Genomic DNA, 21,379 nt, shown 5'->3' on the forward strand with positions numbered 1-21,379 from the left:
CGATGATTCCGAACATCACCCGCGGCTCCCGGATGTCCGGGCTGCTCCTTTACCTGGCCTCCACTGATACCGATAAGACGAAGAACTCGCACGCCGACCCGCACCTGGTCGCGGGAGACGCGGCGATCATGGCCTGGTACGACGACGGGGTCCTCGACAAAGAGGACGCGATGGCGATCGCGAAGCATCTGGATCAGCCGCGCAAGGCGTTCGGCGTGGAGGTGGTGCAGAAAGATTTCCGCTGGGACCCGGTCAAGAAGGAACGCGTACCGAACGGGCACAAGCAGGCTGACGTGTGGCACTGTTCCCTGAGCCTCCGCGCCGAAGAAGGAGCCCTGACCGATCAGCAGTGGGGTGACATCGCGAACGACTTCGTCGACGCGATGGGCTTCAGCCAGGCCAGCGGAAAAGCACAGTGCCGTTGGGTCGCGATCAACCACGGAACATCCGAGAACGGCAACCACCACATCCACATCGCCGTGTCCCTCGTCCGGGAAGACGGCACCAAAGCCTCCACGCACGGCGACTACAAACGCGCACAACAGACCTGCCGGGAACTGGAAACCAAGTACGGGCTCGAAGAGCTCTCCAGCGTGCACGCCACCCGTGGTTACGCCCAGGCTGAGAAGGCGACCGCTGCCCGGGATGACCGCGAAATGCACCGTTCCTCGTTGGCCCGGAAGGTGCGCGCCAGCGCCAGTGCCTCGGCCACCGAAGCGGAGTTCGTCCGCCGTGCCCGTGACACCGGATTGTTGGTCCGGCCGCGCTACGCGAAGAACACCACCGACGTCATCGTCGGATACTCCGTCGCCGAGCGCCCCAAGCAAGGAGAGCGTCCGATCTGGTTCGCCGGCGGCACCCTCGCCTCGGACCTGAAGCTCGGAGCCCTGCGTGAAGAATGGCAGGACTCTCCGCACCTGGTGACCGAGGCCGCGGCGGAATGGAACGCGGCCGCGCGCAACAAACGCAAGGTCTCCAAGACCGGTCCCGAGTACGCAACCCCTTCAGTCGATATGTGGGTGGAGTACACCCGCAATGCCACTGCACTGGCGGACCAGCTGCGCACTATTCCGCGTGACGATCATGCGACCTGGGCGAAGGCAGCGCGTGAGGTTTCAGGTGCGTTTGCAGCCTGGTCTTATCGGCTGGAGCCGACGCCAGGTCCGCTGGCCGCCACCGCTGCCGAGCTGTCCCGCACAGCCCAGCTGCGGGCTCCCCGGCAGCACAGCAAACCCGTCGCGCTGCCGTCAATTGCCGGCACAGCGATGTTGTTCATGGCAGCCTCGAGCAAGAACAAGACGGCAGCCCAAACCGCGCTCATGGTCCAGCTGATCAACACCGCCTTCGCGGTGTACGAAATGCACGCCCAGTCCGGCCGGACCCGCGAAGCCCAGCGCATCCGCTCCGTGGTCGAGAACCAGCTCGCCCCGTTCACCGGAACCATGCCGAAAGCTGTGCCGGTCGGGGCTGTACAGCAGCCATCGTCAGAGGCAGCAATGCCGCCCAGGACCGTTGATATTGCCCGGCGCGGCATGGTGCCCATCCGTCCGGGATCAGTGGTACCGACGACTCCCACACCGGCAACACCGGCCAAAACCTATCAACCCAGCCAACGCGACGCCGGGCCGGGACTCGACCGATAAATCACCACCAAGTGCAAGGGGAACACCATGAGTGAATCAGACGGAATGGACGACGTCCTGGACAACGGAATGCGGCAGACGCTGATGATCGCCTCACGCATCGCCGAGACACTGGCCCGCAGCCGGCAAGAGGCCCAACGGCAGCAAGAACACCAGGACGCCCATGCAGCGCATGAAGCCCAAGTACGCCTCGCCGCCGAACGCAGCGCCGCCCACGCGGCCCTCGCACCCCTGGAGAAGGAGCAGTGGTGGGACAAAGCGCAGCCCAACGACATTGCCACGGCACACGCCGTCGCGGAAAGCTGGAAAGACCACGACCCCACCGCCCTGGAAGCAGCCGGGAAGATCCGGCAGGAAGTCCTGACCCGGTACGGCATCGACACCCACGACGTCGGTCCGGATACGGCCTACCTCGAGTCGGACATCGAGACCATCACCACGGAGAAAGCGCGGCTGGATGAGCTGGCACGCAGCCAGGAGGCGCAGCGTAAGGTGGCCGCCGAACACGAGAAGGCCATGCAGTTGCTCGCGGCTGCCCGGGCGGCAGAGCTCCGCGCCCAAGCCCAGACACTGGCAGCTGAAATGGAGCGTCACCAGGTTCCTGTGGAGTACTTGGCTAACCCTGAGCTGGCACAGGCGTTGCAGCGGGCCCACAATGCGAAAACCCCCAAAGCCACAGCCGCTGCCGACGCCGAGATCAAGGAACGTCTCTTCCTGATCGGCAAGGACGGCGTCGCAGGGCCCGACATCGACCAGTTGCGCAAAGAAACCACGACGAACGTCAACGGTGCCGGCGACTCGCACTTCAAGGACCCCGAGTTCGTGAAAGCCGCCAAAGAAATGCACGAAGCCAAGCTCCTGGCAGAAGGCGGATTCACGGGCTCCCAGTGGTCGTCAATGGAACAGCGGTACGAGCGGGCTGAGGAGGAACTCTTCGCCCGCCTCGAAGGTGTCGGCCGCGACATCGAGAACCGTGTCACCGGCAACGACAGCGACCACCTCAAGGACCAGGCCCGCAAAACCGAAACTTCTTCGGCCCCTGGCTACGGCTCGGCCGTACACCATGAGAAGTTTGCTGAGTCGCTGGAGAACAGCGGGGCGAACGAAACCCAGATCCGTGGTCGTCTCGCCGCTGCGCGAAGCGAGGGAACGCACCCCGGCACTGCTGTCACCGTAGGCAAGGGTGCGACCAAAGCCCGGAAGGGCTCCAGGGGAGCATCTGTGGGAGCCGAGCGCAGCAAAGGCGGGCTGTCCCGCTAATCGGCAACGGCACGGAAGGGGGCCCCCTGTTGTGGGTTACTTCCGCTAATCTCCTGCACTGCCTGGGAGATGACTCATGGCGCCGGGGCGGGCAGCGTCCATTTGTCGGCCTCTGAATTTGCGGCCAATGGCTCGGACCAACTCCGCGGGCAGCCAAGCGATGGAATCAGTTTCGAAACCCTCATGCCCACAGCCGAAGCACTAACAACTTGAACTCCTTCCGCCGCCATGTCTAAGACGTCCGGCACCCTCAAGCTGGTAGTGACCACGCGACAGCGTGATTGGCCTCAGCGAAGGGGTCGGGGCTGAGAACAGTTCAATAGCGTAAGGGAGGATCAGCGGTCGGTTGGAGCGGGTTCACTGTCTTCGGCGAATCCGGTCGGGATCGAGACCAGTTCGCCTGCCGCTGCAGCGACCTTTTCGGCCGGGACGCCGGCGGCCAGTGCGGCAGCAATCTCCGTGTCGCACGCAGCTTTTGCCTGGTCGAGGGCCCATTCAGCGGCCTCGACCTCGCCAATACGGGTGGTCACCGCGGCCAGCAGCGTCTCGTGCAGGGCTGAAAGATCAGCGGCCGCCTTTTTGGAGACGGGCGGCGCAAGCTCGGGATCTTCGTGGAGAGCCCAATCGACCTGGGCGATGGACAGAGGCGGGGTGTTTGTATCGGTGAACGGTTCCACGGGGCGGCCTTCTACGACTGTCTAATCTAAGCAATGCTTCCGGTCGCTGAGCGGAATAAGGCCTCTGAGGACCACCAGACTGTATAGGTCTGTCTACTAAGTCAGAGACTACCCAGCAACATCTGAAATAAGAAGCGTCGGTGGCGCCACGCCTCGCTCGCTCCCGCGCTCGATCTCCCAACAGCGGCTACCGAACTCCGGGAGGGCAGTCGCCCGCAATCACCCAAGCGTCGCAGCCGTCACCGGTGGGGGTGCACGATCCGGACGGCGGCACGGGGTGACCCGGGGAATGCGCCTGCATGGCCCGCGTCATCGCCCGATCCTGACGCCCTCCGGTCCTTTGACAGGAACAACGGCGCATTGGTGTACGTTGCAGTCTCGTCAGAAAGAACATGTAGATAACGTCAGAAATGAGAAGCACCTAAAGTGGCAACCGATTACGACGAAGTCCGCTCCGACGTCAAGGAATCCCAGGACCGTTCCCTGGAGGCCTTGCAGTCAGCGAATGCCCCGGATGCACGCAGTGTCGTCACTGAACTGGACGAAGCCGACGCATTCGATGAGGGACTCACCCCCGGGGGAGAGATCGTCGCCGAGGAGCTCATCGTTCAGGTCATTCCCCAGGCCGCGGACGAGTTCACCTGCTATTCCTGTTTCCTCGTCCGGCATCGGTCCCAACTCGCACGCGAAAGCAAAGGGCACTCGTACTGCATCGAGTGCGAAAGTTAGAGCGTGTCGGGAAGCAGTTACTGTCCACCGGCCATCTCTCATTCCCGCCTGAGGGGGAGTGAGCAGTGAACTTCCTTGTGGCATGTGCCCGGCACAGCCACGCCATTGCCATGCAGGACAGACGCGCCTAAGAATGGTGGCTGACCCGGCAGGTGAGCCGCCACAGATTGGCAGATCGGCATGTGTTACTCATGGCAGCTGCTAACAAGAGATAGAGGCGTATAACGCTTGTTGTTATAAGTTGCCGGGGGCGTCACCTCCGCACCCATATACGGCGCCATCCCATGCACCATTCCTGCAATGGCCGGTTTCATTGCCAGCCAGGGAGAAGACTGACCTCCGAAGGATCGGACTGGATATGACGGCCTCACTCGCTCCAGCGAAAGGGTAACCCAATGGAATCCACCGACGACCAGGCGGCGTCACCGAACGATGAAACCATTCTGGTGGAGGCGCTCGAGCTTCTGCGGGAGCTGGACGACACGCCGCTAGGTCAGATGAACGCGCTCTTCTATCAACACGGGTTTGAAGAACTAAACCTGACAGTCCGGGCACTGCTGCGCATACTGGGCCGAGACCCCGGCGAATGATTAGGACCCTCCCGGCTCCGGCCTGGCGGCCGCACTGGGCCGCCATCAGGCAGATACTCACAGCGAAACCCAAGGTTCAGGTACCCATAATTGACTGAAGCTTCGGTCAACCGCTATTTGACCGAAGCTTCGCCAATTAAGGCGCGCTAAAGCGCGCCTGGCCATGACACTGTCTGGACGATTGCTTGATCACCAACCCAGACAACTGTGCGGGGACCGGGGGCGCGTCCTGTCCGCTTCCTTTCTGAACGGCTGTGGCGACAAGCCACGATTGCGAACGCGGCCAGGACCATCCTGGAAGTGGCGGAGGCAGCGCCGGTCTTGAAGAGGGTGAATCCCGGTACCTCCGCCCCGGTGACAACCCCCAACAAGGCGTTCATTATTTAGATTTTCGACGTAAACTCTAAATAAGACCGTCATTGTTGTTGTTTCGGAGGATCATGACTGAGCCCTGGCCTGTCCATGAACGCCGGACCGTCCCGTGGAAGTCGTCCGGCCGGCCGCCGCGCGAAGACCGTGAATTCAGGGAAGTGACCGTCTCACTTCCGCCGACGATCGCGGAATGCTGGTACGACCCGGGCCGGGAGACCGTCGTTGCCCTCGAGGAAGCGGCCGTGGCGGTTGCCTCCCTGGACGTCGCGGCCGGCATGCGCATGGCGGCCATCAGTGGCTTCCTGCTGCGCAGCGAGGCAGTGTCTTCGTCGAAGATTGAACACGTCAATGCCAACCGCGACGACTACGCCCGCGCGATGATCGGCCTCAAGGCCAGCGATAACGCGCGTTCCATGGTGGCCGCCGCCGACGCAGTCCAGGGCATGATCGATGCCGCCGGGCACGCCGGAGAGATCCGGCTGGCGGACCTGCTCGCGGCCCACCACACCCTCATGAAAGATGATCCGCTGGACGGTCCGCACGCCGGAAGACTCCGGGAAGTGCAGAACTGGATCGGCGGCAGCGATTACTCGCCCCGCGGGGCGATTCATGTCCCGCCGCCGCCGGAGATGGTCCCGGACCTCATGGACGATCTGATGGTTTTTTGCAACCGAAGAGACGTTCCCATCATGGCCCAGGCTGCGATCGCCCACGCCCAGTTCGAATCCATCCACCCGTTTACCGACGGCAACGGCCGCATCGGCCGTGCCCTGATCGGGGCTATCTCCCGGCGCCGCGGACTTACCCGGAACACGATCACGCCGATCGCCTCGGCAATGGTGGCCGACGTGGACACGTACTTCAGGCTGGTCAATAACTACCGCACCGGTGAAGCTGATGCGTTCGTGCTGTACCTGGCGCGTTCTGCCCTCCACGCCGCCAACGCCGCGCGGGAAAGTGTCACCGCCCTTGATGTCCTTCCAGCCCTTTGGTTCGAGCTGGCCAGGCCGAGAAAGGGCTCAGCCGACGAAAAGATCATTCCGTGGCTGCTCGAACGCCCGGTGTTCGAAGCAAACAGTGCCGCGCACATCGCCGGTGTTGCAGAAAGCTCCGTCTACGCAGCCCTGGACAGGCTCACAACTGCCGGGGTCATCTCGAAAGTCGGCCAGTCCAAGCGCCATCAGGCATGGGCGGCAACAGAAGTACTGGATGAGGTGGATCGACTCAACCAGCGCCTGGCCGACGCGGGCGAATAGTCCAAAGCCCTTTGGACTATTCGCCCGTTGAGGGGGCTCCAGATGTTGTCGGACGCAGCCGATAAGGTGGGATGCGTGCCTTCAATTGAGCCTGAACTGCCGACCAGCTACGCCGGGACTCTTACGTCCCTGAAGTCTTTGGTTGCTTCGGCCCAGCTCGGTGCACAGCGAGCAGTGAACGCCGCAATGATCGAGCTCTATTGGAAGATCGGCCACACAATCCTGGTCCGGCAGCAGTCGGAACCGTGGGGGAGCAAGGTGCTGGGGCGCTTAGCCGATGACCTTCGCCGGGAATACCCGGACATGAAGGGCTTTTCCCGCAGAAATCTTTATTACATGCGCGCGCTTGCGGAGGCATGGAATGGCCCGGATGAATTTGTGCAGACAGTGGCTGCACAAATCAGTTGGAGCCACAACGTCGCCCTTCTTGACCAATTGCGGGACCAGGAAATGCGTGAATGGTACGCCTCCCGCGCGGCACGCCATGGCTGGTCTCTTTCGGTCCTTGAGCACCAAATCGCCTCCCGACTTCACGAACGGGAAGGCTCCGCACCGAATAATCTCGAGGCTCGTCTTCCAGGGGAGGGCACAGCACTGGCACGCGAGGTCACCAAAGACCCCCTGGTGCTGGACTTTCTGGGCCTGACATCAGAAGCTGACGAGGCCGCCATAGAAGAAGCCATGACTCTGCGCATGGCCCAGACACTCTTGGAATTCGGGACAGGACTGGCGTTTGCCGGCCGCCAGGTGCATCTCGAAGTCGGGGGCGACGATTTCTACATCGACCTCCTGCTCTACCACATACCCACCGATCGGTATGTGGTGGTGGAATTGAAGGCCGGCAAGTTCAAGCCGGAACACCTTGGGCAATTGAACTTCTACGTCTCTGTCGTCAACGACAAAATCAGGCTTCCCAGGCAGCGCCCAGCGGTAGGGATCCTTGTCTGCGGATCCAAAAACCAGCACACCGTCAGGTACGCGTTGGACGGATCGGCGCAGCCGTTGGCAGTGGCTTCCTATACCTATGACACGCTCCCGGAAGCGGAGCAACAGGCCCTGCCCTCGCCCGAAGCGATAGTCACGGCCCTGGAGTTGGACCACGAATAAGCGGCCTGGATGAATTGTGCAGACACTGTCTGCACAATTCATCATCCCGCGCTCCTCCAGCTCTCCCTAGGCAGTCTCGGTGGATCCTCCCACTGCTAGGTCGACCCAGGCCTCGCGCCAAACGTCCGGGTTGAATCTAAGACCCTCTCACCGCCATGTGCCGAAAAGCCGGTTTGGACTCTAACCTGACGGCCCCTGCAGGGGCTTCCTGACGTCAGGTTGGGGTGTAGTCAGTCTGACGGGAGCTGAAGGAACGATTCAACGTCTACGTCTACGTCTCCTTCGCCGACCATTTACTCCGCCGCGGCACCTATGCCAAGACGATCCGCATTCCTGTCCGCGGCGTGACGACGTAAGCATTCTTTTGCGTGCGGTGGTGCACTATCCAACTACTCAACGCGTCATCCCCACGATGTGGCTGCGAGCCCGGTGGTTATTTTCCGGGGCGATCTTAGTCCCCCCGGCCTCCAGCTTTCAGAGGAACTGGTGCCCGGTTTTGGTGGTTGGTGATTTCGGCAAGTCGTCGCTCGGCGACGTCGTCGATTTCCTGGAAGTAAATAGCCATTTGGGTCTCGGTGTTATCTACGCCCTCTAGGGTCCAGAGTTCTTGTGCCAGGACTTTCCGGAGATCATCGAATCCTGCCGTTCTCATTCTGACGAGAAAGTCCCGCCCGCCCGTCACGATCGAGACGGATTCGATACTGGGGAGCTTGAGCAGTTGACCGAAGACCAGATCGCGGTCATAACCTGACTTGACGCTGATGGTGATGTAGCTGGAGAGGGTATATCCGAGTCGTGACCAGTCGATGTCGACGCTGAATTTGCGGATGATGCCGGTACTGGTCAGGCGGGAGATTCTTTCGGACACTGAAGGCGAGGACAGGCCGACGGTCTGGGAGAGGCTCTTGAGGCTTGCCCGGCTGTCTTGGGCCAGCGCCCGGAGCAGCTGGAGGTCAATGGCGTCGACGTCAACTGGTTCAGAGGCCTCTCCGAATCGGGCGGACAATCCTTGCAGCGGTCCCTCACTCATTGGTCTCCAATCTGGTCATCTCCAGGCCGGAGTCTATTGAGCCAGTTTAGCGGCGATCCGCAGCTGGGTGGTCAGGCCTGCAGAGACCGTTGTTGCCCCTGCAGGCCTGAAGCGGACATTATGACGTCGGGGAAGAGCCCCTCGCGACCGGGAGGTTTGCGTATTCCTGGGGATTTTTGCCTGCGATTTCCAGGACGCGTTTGCGGCAGGCATACCAGCCGATGATCAGCGCGGGGATTCCGAGGATCACGAATGTGCCTACGGTCCAAGTGCCGGAGGGGTAATCGAAGGCCATGAGGACAAAGACGGATAGGTAGAAGGCCAGGGAGAGGTAGGCCGTGACGGGGGCGCCTGGCAGCCGGAAGGCGGGTCTCGTGGCGAGGCCCTTTTTGGACCATCGGTGGAGTTGGATTTGGCAGAGCAGGATGGTTCCCCAGGCTGAGACGACGCCGATAGCTGCCAGATTCAGCATGATCTCGAACGCTTGGCTGGGGACTATGAGGTTGAGGATGACTCCGAGGATCGCGAAGGCGCCGGTGAGGAGGATTCCTCCGTAGGGAACTCCTGCGCGGTTCATTTTGGCGGTGAATTTTGGTGCGGTGCCTGTCAGGGACATGTTGCGCAGGATCCTGCCGGTGGAGTACAGGCCGGCATTGAGGGAGGAAAGGGCCGCTGTGAGGACGACGAAGTTCATAGCGGAGCCGGCGATGAGACCGAACTGGCCATCTCCGAGGCTGGCGAAAAACGTGACGAACGGGCTCTGGCCGGCCTTGTAGGCGGTGAAGGGTAGGAGCAGCGTGAGCAGGAGGATGGAGCCGACGTAGAACAGTGCGATGCGGTAGATGACTGATCTGATGGCCTTGGGCATTGTTTTGGCTGGGTCCTTGGCTTCGCCTGCGGCCGTACCGATCAGTTCAGTTCCGGAGAACGCGAAGATCACGCCCTGGATCACGAGAACCGTGGCGAGGACCCCACTGGGGAACAGCCCGCCGTTTTCTTCCCATAAATGGATACCCGGGGTTACGACTCCGCCCTCGGTCCTCAGTGGCCAGGCTGCTGCCAGAACAACGGCTCCCACGACCAGGAACAGGGACAGCGTGGCGACTTTGATCAGGGCGAACCAGTATTCCAGTTCACCGAAGATCTTCACGGAGAGCAGGTTCAAGAGCAGGACGATCATGAGCGCAATCAGCGCCAGCGCCCATTGTGGGACTGAGGTAAACGCGGACCAGAAATGCGCGTACAGGGCCACGGCCGTGATGTCTGCGATGGCGGCCGTCGCCCACATGAGGAAGTAGAGCCAACCGGCTGTGAAGGCCGCCCGCTCACCCAGAAACTCCCGAGCGTAAGAGATGTAAGACCCTGAAGTGGGGCGGTGGGCGATCAATTCGCCCAAGGCGCGCACCACGAAAAAGGAAAATATGCCACAGACGGCAAAGGCGATGAAGAGGGAAGGGCCGACCGAGGCCAGACGTCCGCCTGATCCCATGAAGAGTCCGCTGCCGATGGCGCTGCCCAGAGCCATCATTTGGATCTGACGCGGTTTCAATACCTTCCTGTACTCGCGCCCGTCCCCATCTTGGGGAACTTTCGGCTGTGTGGCGGGGGGCTGCAATTGCGCTTCCAAGGGGACTCCTGAAGTTTCGTGAGGCACGGCAAACAGATCCGTTTCCTGCGTAGATGAGTACGAACAAGCCCGGCGGGCCGACGGGCCCGCTACTGACAGTCTGAGAGCTCCACTCCCCACCGGGACCTCGTTGACATAAACCAAAAGTACCCGTTAGCCTTTGATCGAGCAAGAGATTTCGTGATTTATATTACAAAATAAGGTAGATAGCGACTAACGCCTAATATATGGAGCCTCCTCCTGTTCGGGTGTGTAGTCGGGGGTCTGCTGGTAGCCCAGAGGAAGAAAAATGGTTCGTCATTTCGCCCGCCGCATGACTCAGGTCCGACCGTCCGCTATCAGGGACTTGTTGAAGCTTGCCGCGGACCCGCAGATCATCTCTTTCGGGGGAGGCTTCCCTGACCCGGACTCTTTCCCCGCGGAGGCCTTCGCGGAGATCCTGCGTGAGCAGATGGCCTCACATGCCAAAGTAGCGCTGCAGTACTCGGCGGCAGAGGGTCTGCCGTCGCTGCGATCACACATCGCCCGCTTCATGGGCAGCGACGGTGTCCACTGCTCAGCAGATGACATTCTCGTTCTCCAGGGGGCGCAGCAGGGGCTGGATCTGGTCGCCAAAGCGCTGGTCGACCCGGGGGACGTCATTGTCACCGAGAACCCCACCTTCATCGGCGCGCTCGTTGCCTTCGCTCCGTACGAACCCCGGTACGCAGTGGTGGGCCTTGATGAAGATGGGATGGACACAGACGACCTGGAGCGCCAACTCAGGGAGCATCCGGGGACGAAATTTATCTATACCGTCCCCGATTTCCAGAACCCCACCGGGGTCACGATGTCTCTGGAACGGAGGCGACGGGTGCTGGAACTTGCCGAAATCCATGATGTGCTGATCCTTGAGGACACCCCCTACAGGACCCTTCGCTACGAAGGGACATCCATCCCCTCACTGAAAAGTCTTGATACCACTGGCCGGGTCATATACCTGGGGAGTTTCTCCAAAATGCTGGCACCTGGGCTGAGGCTGGGATGGGTGGTCGCCGCTCCGGAGATCCTCCGGAAACTGGCGTTGCTTAAGCTTGCGGCCGACACCCAGTGCAGCACCCTGAACATGTCCGTCGTGTCCGCGTTCCTCGACTCATATGACCTCCAAGCTCATACGCGCAGGTCGATGCAGATCCATAAAACCCAGCGGGACCTCGCACTCGAAACCATCAAATCGACGTTTCCGGCCTCCATCGAACACACCAGCCCAGACGGGGGCTTATTCATTTGGCTCACCTTCCCGACGGGATTCGACGCGGGACAGCACCTCGCGGAAGTCGCGATTCCCGACGCCCGCGCCGCATATGTGCCCGGATCGCCGTTCTACGCTCTGTCCCCTGAAACCAATCACGCCCGCCTCAGCTACGCCGGGAAGACCCCGGAGGACCTGATCCAAGGACTGACACGCCTGGGCGAATCCTTCCAACAGTCCTCTCTCGGCGTATCTGCACTGACCAGACACTGACCAGGAAACGCCCTACTTCACCGCAGGCACGTCATACCGATTGTGAGCAAACCCCATGACCACACCACATGAAAACAGACTGTGGCACTTTCTTGGTTCCACCCAAATAGTGGCCACGACCTCCACGCTGGGTTTTGGCTGGCACTGCCTGGACATGCAGCACGGTCTATGGACCGAGGAAAAGATCCTGGCAGCCTTCGCAGGGCAGAACACGGAAACCTTGGCCGTCCGTCTGCGAAGCGCCAGCTACTCCGACATCGGATTCGCGTTGGACGCTGGCGCTACCCACGTGATCGTCCCGATGATCAACACCGCAGAACAGGCTGCAGCCGTAGCCTTCGCGGCCCGCTACCCACCCCAAGGGGGCCGCAGCTGGGGCCCGTTGACAGCACTGACAGGCTCCCCAGTCCGCAGCCCGGCGGAAGCCAACGAACAGGTCCACCTCACGGCAATGATCGAAACCCGACACGCACTCGCCAACATCGAGGCCATCCTCGACACACCAGGTATCAACTCCATCTTCGTTGGCCCCTTCGACTTGGCACTGGACTTAGGTACCGACGTTGACTCACTACTACGCGATCCTGGCTCGCCTCTGAGGAGGATCGCGGACGCCTGCAATAGCAGGGGAACCAAAGTTGGGGCCTACGCCGGATCTGCCGAACGAGCCACGGCATTCACTGCCTTGGGGTACGACTGGGCAGTAGCAGACAGCGACACCACGCTTTTGGCGGCCGGGGCCACTCAGTCCTTACAGATACCGCTTCCGAATCGCCAGTCGGTCTACTAACCGCCAGCAGGCACGCAGGCAAGACCTATGGCTCCCCGCAATCCGTGACTTAATGACGAGCAAAATGAAAGAACACCTCCCATGAAAGCAGATGCTGCTGGAGTAAATGGAAGCCCTATTCACGCGTCGACCGGACAGCACGCGCCGGCAAGCGGATGGTGGCGGCCCACGCACCACCCTTTGCCATTCCGATACGTCCAACGAGGTGAAACCATGCCGGCCGCCGAAGGATTAGCCGTTTCCTGGCTCTTGTTGCAGGCGCTCGAACCCAGCCAAAGGTTCCACCGGCACGCCCCAGCAAGCTAAGCGTTTCACTGCAGTTAACTCTCAACGGTCATCAACCGGATGACCAACCGCCAATCAACTCAGGAGAACACCCGTGAAAAGCAGACGTCAGGTCCAGACCAGAAACGACCGTGCAACCATCGAGTTACCGAATCGCCGGGAACAACGAACAGACGAACCGTCGGCCCCGAACAAGACTCCGCTTCGGGAACCAGCACCACCCACCGTCTCGCCGGCGCGGTCAAGACCAGCCAGCTGAAGCCAAGGAAGATACCGAACCCGGGGCCCGGATCAATGGATTTCCCTTGCATCACCGAAGAAGTACCCGTCAGGAGACACGTGATGGCCAAAAAACGGTACCGGGAATGGAACCGGCTCCGCGGCGCCGAAGTTGAAGTGCGCCACGATGGCAACATCGTGCGGGTTGGAACCGTCGATGAAGTGATGGAAGATTCTTCGGCGATCTGGATAGCAACCCAAGGGTGCGTGACCCGCCAACTCTTTGAAGTCGCGCTCGGCTACGAAGTGTGGGTTGAACCTCGCCTACTCGAGGGCCCAAACTCATACCGCATGACCGCATCCGCGCTCTACGACCTGCAGTGATCTGACGACAGAGTTGGTGAGATTCCGGAAGCCGAGGGCGGATCCTCGTAGGTGTTCGAGCTTTCCATTGATCGCTCCACTTGGGCCGTTCGAGGAACAGGGTTTCCAGGCGCGTGCGTCGTTTCCCGGTGAGCAGGTCCGCCCTAACATCTCACGCGGCAGCGCTGACTACACTCTCAATTCTTAAGACCCGGTTATCGTCGTGAACCCGGTTGCGGGCTGAGCCGCAAGATCAGCGGAGAGGTCCTGGAGTTCAAGACCGTAGTAGTGCCGGGAGCGATCTTGCAGGTGCCATAGCCGGCCGGGAAGTTCCGCTGGATGCTCAGAAGAATGGAGCGGCCGACTCGTTGTCACCAGCGTCCAAGACACCCGCCGTGAGGGACACGCAGTAAGCGGCCGAACGCGTAAACACCTCCATAGTGCTTCTGCGGTGGAGCGTGAAATGTCTCAACCAGTGTCGACACGACAGGGCCCTATTACCAGTCCTTTGCAGGTCCGGCGGGTAACCCATTATGTATCCCACGCCCGAATGCGAAGTGCGGAAAGCGCTGTCTTGCTTTAGTCGTTAGGGCACAGCAGCAATCTGTTCACGGCGCAGGCAGGCCTTGACCTCGAGAGTTGTGTCCTGCAAACTCATGAACGGGAAACGGAAACCGTTGTCCTGCGGGCGTCGGTTGGTGATGCGTCCGAGTGAAGAAGCAATTTTCTTCGTACCCCTTTCCGACGTCTTGGAGGAACAATGAAGTCCCTGTCCCTGTTACGTGCTGCCAGACAATGTGGCGCCGCCCTCGCCACATCAGCTGTGCTTGCTGGTGGTTTGGTCGCCTTTGCGCCAGCCAGCGCAGCAGTCGATCCAGCGGTGTCGTTTACCGGCTTCACTGAAAAGAGCGACCTGAAGGCCGAAGGCCGCGGTGTGGTGGCCAGTGGGTCGCTCCTGGTTGCAAACAATTCGGCCCCGTCAGGCGCCGGCACCACGTATTTCGTCGACTCCGACGCCGGCGACGATGCTGCAGCCGGTATCTCGGCGTCCACGGCCTGGAAATCCTTCGCGAACGTCAATGCCAAGGAATTCGGTCCGGGCGACCGGATCCTGTTGAAGGCGGGCAGCTCGTGGTCGGCCGAAGGCAACGAGGTCGCGAAGGAAGCTTACGACTACACCCAGTGGAACAGCGGCATCGCTACGGACGTCTCGGCCCCAAATCCCACCTTCCTGCTCGCACCCAAGGGTTCCGGAACTTCAACGAGCCCCATCATTCTCTCCAGCTACGGAGATGGAGCTGCCCCGGAGCTCAACGGCCGCGGCGTGGTCAATGACGTGCTGCAACTGACGAACCAGCAGCACTGGGACATTTCGAATCTGGAAATAAGCAACATGACGGACTCGTTCGACCCTTCCACGTTCCAGCCTCGAGCGAGCAACGGACAGGTGCCTGGCGAGGAGAACCCTCAAACGGGTGACCTGCGCGGCATCCATGTTTCCGGTGAAAGCGCAGGGACCCTGCGCGGCTACGACATCTCCAACGTGTTCGTCCGCGACGTCAGTGGTGTCACGTGGTCGGTCAGCGGCTCAGGTCTTGATCGCTCGAAGCGCTCCGGAGGAATTCTGTTTGAAGGCCTCAAGGGGGATGGCCAGACGCCGACGCAGTTCGAGGATATCTCGGTGCGGGACAGCTTCATTGCGAATACGGCGTTCGCCAACCTCACCTTTAAGCAGTTCGCGGGCATGGGCACCAACCGCTACCAGGACCTGCCCCCGGGTTGGGGTGACCGTGCCGCAGGCCGGGCGACTCCGGACGGCACTCTCACTGAAGATCCGGACTGGCGTCCGCACACGAACATCGATATCTCCGGCAACTACATGACGAACCGGGACACCCAGTACGGCTGGAACTCCATGTACCTGACAAGCGTGAAGGGTGCCACGGTCGAGGACAACATGATCGACGGTGCCGGCGTATCCGGCATCGAAATGTACTACTCCGATAACATCGTCGTGCAGAACAATGAGGTCGCAGAACTCGAAGTGAGGCAGGGCGCAGCCGACTCCAACGGCATCGATCCTGACCGCGGCACATCGAACATCCTCATCCAGGGCAACTACGTCCATGACTCGGGCGAAGGGATCCTGCTGTGCGGATTCAGCTTCAGCACCGCAGTGGTCCGCTACAACATCATCCAAGACATCGACCGGAACTACATCAACCCCCACGGCGACAGCGGCGTAAACGTCATCTACAACAACCTGATGTACAACACGCAGGTTCCGTTGAAGAACAACACCGTCGGCTTCTTCGAATCGTCCGGAAGCGCGAGTTCGTACCTGGTCGCGAAAAACCCGCACCACGTCCTCAACAACCTCTTCGTCAATACGAGAGAGGACGTCAGCGGCGCAGCATTCCGGGCAGAGTTCCCCGGCGTGCACTTCAACAACAACGCCTATCACGGCCCGAAGGTCACCGCTCCAATCCAAGACGCAAACGCCATCACAGCGGATCCGAAGCTGGGTGGCAACCCGGCCGAGGCCATCGGTAACGCGGCGCTCACTTCCGGTGATTCACCGCTGATCAGTGCCGGTGCTCCGGTCGATTTGGCATCAATCGCGCCAGGGTTCCAAGCGACCGGCAATTCCTCTCAAAGCCAACTGCCCCTCAGCGTTGGCTTTTTCTCGCAAAGTGTAACCACGCCTCCAAACGTGGGGCCAACCTCCTATAAGGTCCCAGCGGGCTACGGCCTGGTATCCGGCATTGTCTCGGATGTCGATGGTGAGGCAGTTAGCGGCGCGACAGTCTCTTACGGCTCCGGAACGGTGACCACTGACGTCCGCGGGCACTACGCCATCCAAGCTCCCACGGGCGAGTACACCATGGTTGCTTCCGCCACCGGATACGCGGATGGCGTCCCAGTGACAGTAACTCTCATCGACGGGGAAACGCTGGCCACACCGCTGACGCTCGGCGCGACAACTGCTACGGAAGGCGCTCTGACAGGCACCGTGTCATCCGCCAAGGTGGGGCTCTCCGGGGTTACAGTCACCGTCTCCAAGGGCGATCAGGCTATCGCTACCGCGACGACCGACGCCATGGGTGTCTACAAGTTCCCCGCACTTGCAATGGGTGAAGGCTATGCAGTCTCCGCTCTGAAGAAGGGCTACGAGCCTATCTCACAGTCCGGTGTGGTCATCAAAGCCGCACGAACGGCAGTCGTGGACCTGGTCCTCACCTCCGTGCTCGGAGACCAAGTACGCGATCAACGAGACCTTCGACGACGAGAGCACCGGCGCGTTCACCCAGACGAACGATGGTGTCCTGACCGCGAAAACGGCCCCGACACTCGGATCGATCAACATCCAGGAGGATGCATCCCGGACAGGCAACAAGTACCTCGAGATCGCCAAGACGAGCAGCAGCTCGGGCGTGCTCGCGGTCCACAACACGGCCGAGCAAAACCTGACCGGGACCGTTACACTCGAAGCCCGCGTCCAGCGCACCTCCACGAACGGCACCCCGAACCAGCTCGCAATGTACTCCTACACCGAGTCCAGCTGGAATGCCACCAACCCGCCGGCTTCGGCGAACCCGTCGGCAACGTTCGGCTTCGCGAACGGAAAAATCATCACCCATAACGTGACCGGCTCCGGCTCTGTAAAAAACGTCGGGGACTACAGGGTGGGCCAGTGGTACACCGTCCGCAATGTCGTCAATCTCGATACCGGCACGTTCGACTTCTACGTTGACGACATGACCACGCCGGTGCTCACGGACCAGCCGCTGCGCACCAAGGTGGACGACCTCGACTACTTCAGCTTCTTCATCAACACATCGAACGTCGGCAACATGCTCGTCGATTACTTCCGGGTGAACACAGGCACGCCGTATGACTACAACGATGCCTCGCTCCGCTCGATGGGTGTGATGTCCGCAGACGGGGAGGTCCCGCTGACGCCCTCGGCGGACGGTCTGACCTACTCCGGCAAGGTTGACCCGTACACCAAGGCGGTAGCGGTCACGGCGGCCCCCGGTAGCGCATTCGGCAAGGTCTCCATCAACGGGGCTGATGCCACCAACGGCGGTCCCGTCGAGGTCGCCCTGACGGACGGCTCCCAGGACGATTCCACCTTTGTCACCGACGTGCCCGTCGTGGTCACAGCCGAGGATGGCACCAAGGCCACGTACAACGTCTCCATCTCCCGCACGAACCCGAATCAGTTGACCGAGCTGAGGAACGTAGCCATTGATGGATATGAACTGTCCCCGGCCTTCGAGTCCGGGCGGCAGGGTGCAGACGTTCCCTACACCGTTGCACAGGAACTGGATTCATCAGTCCCGTCCGTGAACGTCTCCTGGCAGGCAGGGTGGGCCGGTCAGCAGATCCAGGTCAACGGCACCCTGATGCCCGAGGGGGCCACCGGGACGAGTGTGGACCTCAAGGACGGTGAAAACGTCATCGAGGTGACCTCAAGCTCCTACCCCGGTGACTTCGGCACCTACGTCATCAAGCTGACGCGGAAGAGCGCAGCGGTGCCTTGGGAGCTGAAGGGCTTCACCTCTCCGGTGGATATGGGCGGACTGTGGAACACCGTGAAGGGCGGAAGTACGGTGCCGCTGAAGTTCGAGATGTTCGACCGTGGCGTAGAACTCACTGATCCGGCCATGGTCAAGAGCTTCGCCGTGACGAACGTCGAATGCCCCGGAACTGAGGCGCCGACTTTTGAGGTTGAATTCGTCACCACAGGCGGAACACAGCTCAGCTATGTGGATGGACAGTTCCTGCAGAAGTGGAAGACACCCAAGGGTGCCGGCAGTTGCCTGAGGGTCACCATGACCGCGGGTGACGGGTCAGAACTGACCGCCAACTTCATCACCAACTAGCAAACAAACACCAGCATTGGGGCCTCGGACACCCAGTCCGGGGCCCCAATGCTTTCCAGTACTGATGGATTTAAAGGAGATTAACGTTGTACTCAACACTCAAGTGGCGGTGGCACCGGCAGGCCAGGCCAAAGCACTCGGTCCTGCTCATGGGCAGCATGGTGCTTGTAGCGGCCATGACCGCCCCCCCAAAGCCCGGCACTGGCTGAGGCAGGGGACAGTACTCTCATCAACGAAGAATTCAGCTCACAGACCGACCCCGCGGATTTCGGTTTCGCCTCCGCGGCTATCATCGCGGACGGAATCCTGAAGATCACTCCCCAAGGAATGCCCAACTACTCCACGTCGGTCAAGGCATTTGACACCAATGTTCAGGACGAAAAAACACTGGACCTTCGCTTCGACTGGAAAACCGGCATCACCAGTACGTCAATGAAGACCGGCACGGAGTTACGGGATGAAGATGGCAATCTCATCTTTGCGATAGCAGCCACCGCAGCCGAACTCCGCTACTCCACCTCGGGTCCTGTTTCCGACTCCAGCTCTGCAACCGAGGCACTGAACCCGGTGTGGAGCAAGGCCACCTTTGACAGGACCAAATGGTACTCGGTGGATCTGCACCTGGACTTTAATGTGGGACGTGTCCAGTATGCAGTCACCAGCAAAGAGGCCAGTCCCAGGGTGGTGGCTTCGGGAACAGGACAGGTTACCGCGAGCAACCTCGCCAAGCTCGTCGCTGCCAACTACTACGGTACCGGGCCGCAGTCTCTGGACAATTTCCGGCTGACCCGTCCGCAAAACACCGCCGATGGTGTGCTTGCAGGCTCCAGCGTCTATGCCTTTGGAGACAGCATTGTGTACGGGCACCGCTATCCACGTGCCTTCGTTGACTTCGTTGCCGAGCGAGAGGGTATGGCACTGACGAAGTACGCCCGGAACGGTGCCACCGTGGGCCCGACGTCCAATCGGATACGTAACCAGGTGCAGGCGGCCAGTGCGGCAAGCCCCGATTTTGTTGTCTTTGACGGCGGCACCAATGACGCTGAACAGGTCGACCTGAACACGTACACGATCGGAGCCGTGACGGATTCCTTCGATGCTGCCCACTTTGACTCCGGGACCTATGCGGGCTCCCTGGAAAGCACCATCCATACGATGAAACAGAAGTGGCCCGCCGCGCAGATTGTTCATGTGACAACGCACAAGCTGGGCTCCCGCTCCTGGCAGACCCAGCTTGCAATCCGGAACGTCACCCTGGAGGTTGCACGCAAATGGGGGATCGCCGTCGCAGATGTTTTTGACAGCAGCACTTTTGACACACGCGACGAGGCTCAGCGCATCGCCTACACGTTCAATAACCTGATCAACGGATATCCAGATACCAACGGAACAGGGACCCACCCAAATATTGCAGGAGTGACCAAATTTTACGTTCCGGTCCTCACGGCCAAGCTCGCCCAACTGGCGAAAACCGATACCCGCGGCCTATACGCGGAGGTTGCCAAGGTGAGCATGCTTAAAGAGGCCACCTACTCAGTGGCCAGCTGGAACGAGCTGACCGCAGCCAGGGCCCAAGCCGAAGAGGTGCTGGAAGCCCCCACGTCCGCCCAGACTGACGTGGATCTGGCCCTCGCAAACCTGCACAGCGCCGTCGAGCATCTTGCGCCGGCAGTTGAGCCGAGGGTGTCGGCACTGGTTGTGGGACCCGAGGCAAATGAGGCCGGTTGGCGTTCCGGTCCGGTGAGTGTGTCCCTTTCCTTGAATGAAGGTACGCGCGCCGGGATCGAGTTCAGGCTCGGCGAGGGCAGCTGGCGGGCCTACCTAGGTCCGTTTGATGTATCCGAGGACGGCGAGACTGTCCTGGAGTACCGGGCCGTGATGAGCGGCGCTCCGGTTGAGAACTCGGGAGGGTCGGAGAGGATCCGCCTCGACCAGACCCCACCGGCAGTCAGCCTGGCAGGCGCCCCGATCGGGGACTACATCTTCGGCCAAAACCCGCCGGCCCCAACTTGCGAGGCCAGCGATGCAGTCTCGGGTCTGGGCTCCTGCGTTGTCTCGGGAGGGGGTTCAACAGTGGGGGAGCACGTTTATACCGCGACCGCCACTGACAATGCGGGAAATGTCAGTACTGCAGAACTGACGTACGCGGTGCTGCCGTGGGATCTGAAGGGATTCAACTCCCCGGTCGAAATGGCCGAAGCCTGGAACACGGTGAAGGGCGGGAGCACGGTACCGCTGAAGTTTGAGATGTTCGCCGGTGGCGTGGAAATCACCGACCCCGCCAAGGTCAAGAGCTTCACAGCTGTACGAGTACAGTGCCCCGGTGCAGGGACGCCGATCAGTGAGACCGAACTCCTCATGACATCCAGCACACAGCTCAGCTACGAGGACGGACAGTTCGTGCAGAAGTGGCAGACGCCGAAGACAGCCGGCGTCTGTACCCAGGTCGCCATGACTGCAGCCGATGACTCAAAGCTGACGGCAAACTTCATCAAAAAGTTGAGGCAGCGGCGGAGGTCCTGGACACCCGTCCGGGACCTCCACCCTGTTCGGATCCATCTACAAAAAGGCCGGCCGATGCCTCTGTACCATACTCATTGGCTCGCGACCGCTGCGAAGCGCCGGGCCCATGCGTTGGGAGGTCAGGCAAGCTTGCCGAAACATCCTCGTAAGAAGAAGGGTCCTGCCACTTGACGGGGAACTTGGATGCCCGTCCCACACGGACTGACCTGCTAAGTTACCGAAACAACCTCAGCTGACAAACCACCTGCCTTCGTAAATCGCCAGCAGCGGTAAACCCAGCCCGGCCGCGCGGCCCACAACGCTCTTGCCGATGTCTTCGTCGCCAATAGCTTGTCGGTGAGGTGACGGGAACCGGGCACCAAAAAGGGCCGAAGTTCACGCGGCGATTCGCCGTGAACTTCGGCCCTCAGCTCTACCACTGCACGAGTATTTGTCGAGCGGCCCTTCCGCCTCGATATCGTTGAGCACCATCGCTGCCGCCACTTTTACCGACGCGGCATGGCACCGTCCTCAAC

Annotated in this window: 15 protein-coding genes; 12 read left to right on the forward strand and 3 right to left on the reverse strand. The window is 60.9% G+C overall.

Annotated features, from left to right (window positions below):
• Positions 1-2 precede the first annotated feature (2 nt).
• Together GUV69_RS22105 and GUV69_RS22110 are read left to right on the forward strand one after the other, a co-directional pair.
• The gene (locus GUV69_RS22105) at positions 3-1,643 is read left to right on the forward strand and encodes a relaxase/mobilization nuclease domain-containing protein (protein WP_164206999.1); all 1,641 of its coding nucleotides are present in this window, start codon (positions 3-5) and stop codon (positions 1,641-1,643) included.
• Between the two features lie 27 nt (positions 1,644-1,670).
• Positions 1,671-2,903: a hypothetical protein gene (locus tag GUV69_RS22110; RefSeq protein WP_164207001.1), complete on the forward strand. Its 1,233-nt coding sequence runs from the start codon at positions 1,671-1,673 to the stop codon at positions 2,901-2,903.
• 335 nt (positions 2,904-3,238) lie between these two features.
• Here GUV69_RS22110 and GUV69_RS22115 read toward each other — a convergent pair whose 3' ends face one another.
• The gene (locus GUV69_RS22115; protein WP_164207003.1) at positions 3,239-3,580 is read right to left on the reverse strand and encodes a hypothetical protein; all 342 of its coding nucleotides are present in this window, start codon (positions 3,578-3,580) and stop codon (positions 3,239-3,241) included.
• 426 nt (positions 3,581-4,006) lie between these two features.
• Between GUV69_RS22115 and GUV69_RS22120 the strand changes: the two genes are divergently transcribed.
• The 4 genes from GUV69_RS22120 (at position 4,007) to GUV69_RS22135 (ending at position 7,634) form a co-directional block, all read left to right on the forward strand.
• Complete coding sequence (locus GUV69_RS22120; protein ID WP_164207005.1) at positions 4,007-4,309, forward strand: DUF4193 domain-containing protein; 303 nt, start codon at positions 4,007-4,009, stop codon at positions 4,307-4,309.
• Between the two features lie 395 nt (positions 4,310-4,704).
• Positions 4,705-4,899, forward strand: a complete 195-nt coding sequence (locus GUV69_RS22125) for a hypothetical protein (RefSeq protein ID WP_164207008.1) — start codon at positions 4,705-4,707, stop codon at positions 4,897-4,899.
• Between the two features lie 440 nt (positions 4,900-5,339).
• Entirely contained in the window at positions 5,340-6,527 is a 1,188-nt protein-coding gene (locus GUV69_RS22130) for a Fic family protein (protein ID WP_164207010.1), read from the forward strand.
• A gap of 75 nt (positions 6,528-6,602) precedes the next feature.
• Complete coding sequence (locus tag GUV69_RS22135) at positions 6,603-7,634, forward strand: PDDEXK nuclease domain-containing protein (RefSeq protein ID WP_164207012.1); 1,032 nt, start codon at positions 6,603-6,605, stop codon at positions 7,632-7,634.
• A 451-nt stretch (positions 7,635-8,085) separates the two neighbouring features.
• Here the strand turns inward: GUV69_RS22135 and GUV69_RS22140 are convergent, their stop codons facing one another.
• Together GUV69_RS22140 and GUV69_RS22145 are read right to left on the reverse strand one after the other, a co-directional pair.
• On the reverse strand, positions 8,086-8,664 hold the full coding sequence (locus GUV69_RS22140) for an Lrp/AsnC family transcriptional regulator (RefSeq protein WP_164207014.1): 579 nt from the start codon (positions 8,662-8,664) through the stop codon (positions 8,086-8,088).
• Positions 8,665-8,782: 118 nt separating this feature from the next.
• On the reverse strand, positions 8,783-10,213 hold the full coding sequence (locus GUV69_RS22145; RefSeq protein WP_244292957.1) for an amino acid permease: 1,431 nt from the start codon (positions 10,211-10,213) through the stop codon (positions 8,783-8,785).
• Positions 10,214-10,637: 424 nt separating this feature from the next.
• Here GUV69_RS22145 and GUV69_RS22150 point away from each other — a divergent pair, with 424 nt between their 5' ends.
• From GUV69_RS22150 to GUV69_RS22180, 6 genes are all read left to right on the forward strand, one after another.
• Positions 10,638-11,795 (forward strand): aminotransferase-like domain-containing protein, encoded by a 1,158-nt coding sequence (locus GUV69_RS22150; RefSeq protein ID WP_244292959.1) that lies wholly within the window; start codon positions 10,638-10,640, stop codon positions 11,793-11,795.
• Between the two features lie 55 nt (positions 11,796-11,850).
• The gene (locus GUV69_RS22155) at positions 11,851-12,585 is read left to right on the forward strand and encodes an HpcH/HpaI aldolase family protein (protein ID WP_164207018.1); all 735 of its coding nucleotides are present in this window, start codon (positions 11,851-11,853) and stop codon (positions 12,583-12,585) included.
• 345 nt (positions 12,586-12,930) lie between these two features.
• Complete coding sequence (locus tag GUV69_RS23345; protein WP_244292961.1) at positions 12,931-13,473, forward strand: hypothetical protein; 543 nt, start codon at positions 12,931-12,933, stop codon at positions 13,471-13,473.
• Between the two features lie 739 nt (positions 13,474-14,212).
• On the forward strand, positions 14,213-17,095 hold the full coding sequence (locus tag GUV69_RS22170) for a carboxypeptidase regulatory-like domain-containing protein (RefSeq protein WP_164207022.1): 2,883 nt from the start codon (positions 14,213-14,215) through the stop codon (positions 17,093-17,095).
• A complete protein-coding gene (locus GUV69_RS22175; protein ID WP_164207025.1) occupies positions 16,992-18,341 on the forward strand; it encodes a PxKF domain-containing protein in 1,350 nt (449 codons plus the stop codon). The genes GUV69_RS22170 and GUV69_RS22175 overlap by 104 nt, the downstream gene beginning before the upstream one ends.
• A gap of 327 nt (positions 18,342-18,668) precedes the next feature.
• Positions 18,669-21,035, forward strand: a complete 2,367-nt coding sequence (locus GUV69_RS22180) for a PxKF domain-containing protein (RefSeq protein WP_164207028.1) — start codon at positions 18,669-18,671, stop codon at positions 21,033-21,035.
• Positions 21,036-21,379 lie beyond the last annotated feature (344 nt).

This window comes from [Micrococcus luteus] ATCC 49442 (assembly GCF_010367585.1).
GTDB lineage: Bacteria > Actinomycetota > Actinomycetes > Actinomycetales > Micrococcaceae > Arthrobacter > Arthrobacter luteus_A.

Coding starts and splice junctions, on each gene's coding strand:
- GUV69_RS22140 (WP_164207014.1), bottom strand. CDS start 8,664: ATGAGTGAGGGACCGCTGCAAGGATTGTCCGCCCGATTCGGAGAGGCC.
- GUV69_RS22130 (WP_164207010.1), top strand. CDS start 5,340: ATGACTGAGCCCTGGCCTGTCCATGAACGCCGGACCGTCCCGTGGAAG.
- GUV69_RS22125 (WP_164207008.1), top strand. CDS start 4,705: ATGGAATCCACCGACGACCAGGCGGCGTCACCGAACGATGAAACCATT.
- GUV69_RS22155 (WP_164207018.1), top strand. CDS start 11,851: ATGACCACACCACATGAAAACAGACTGTGGCACTTTCTTGGTTCCACC.
- GUV69_RS22180 (WP_164207028.1), top strand. CDS start 18,669: ATGCCCAACTACTCCACGTCGGTCAAGGCATTTGACACCAATGTTCAG.
- GUV69_RS22170 (WP_164207022.1), top strand. CDS start 14,213: ATGAAGTCCCTGTCCCTGTTACGTGCTGCCAGACAATGTGGCGCCGCC.
- GUV69_RS22105 (WP_164206999.1), top strand. CDS start 3: ATGATTCCGAACATCACCCGCGGCTCCCGGATGTCCGGGCTGCTCCTT.
- GUV69_RS22175 (WP_164207025.1), top strand. CDS start 16,992: ATGTACTCCTACACCGAGTCCAGCTGGAATGCCACCAACCCGCCGGCT.
- GUV69_RS23345 (WP_244292961.1), top strand. CDS start 12,931: ATGACCAACCGCCAATCAACTCAGGAGAACACCCGTGAAAAGCAGACG.
- GUV69_RS22110 (WP_164207001.1), top strand. CDS start 1,671: ATGAGTGAATCAGACGGAATGGACGACGTCCTGGACAACGGAATGCGG.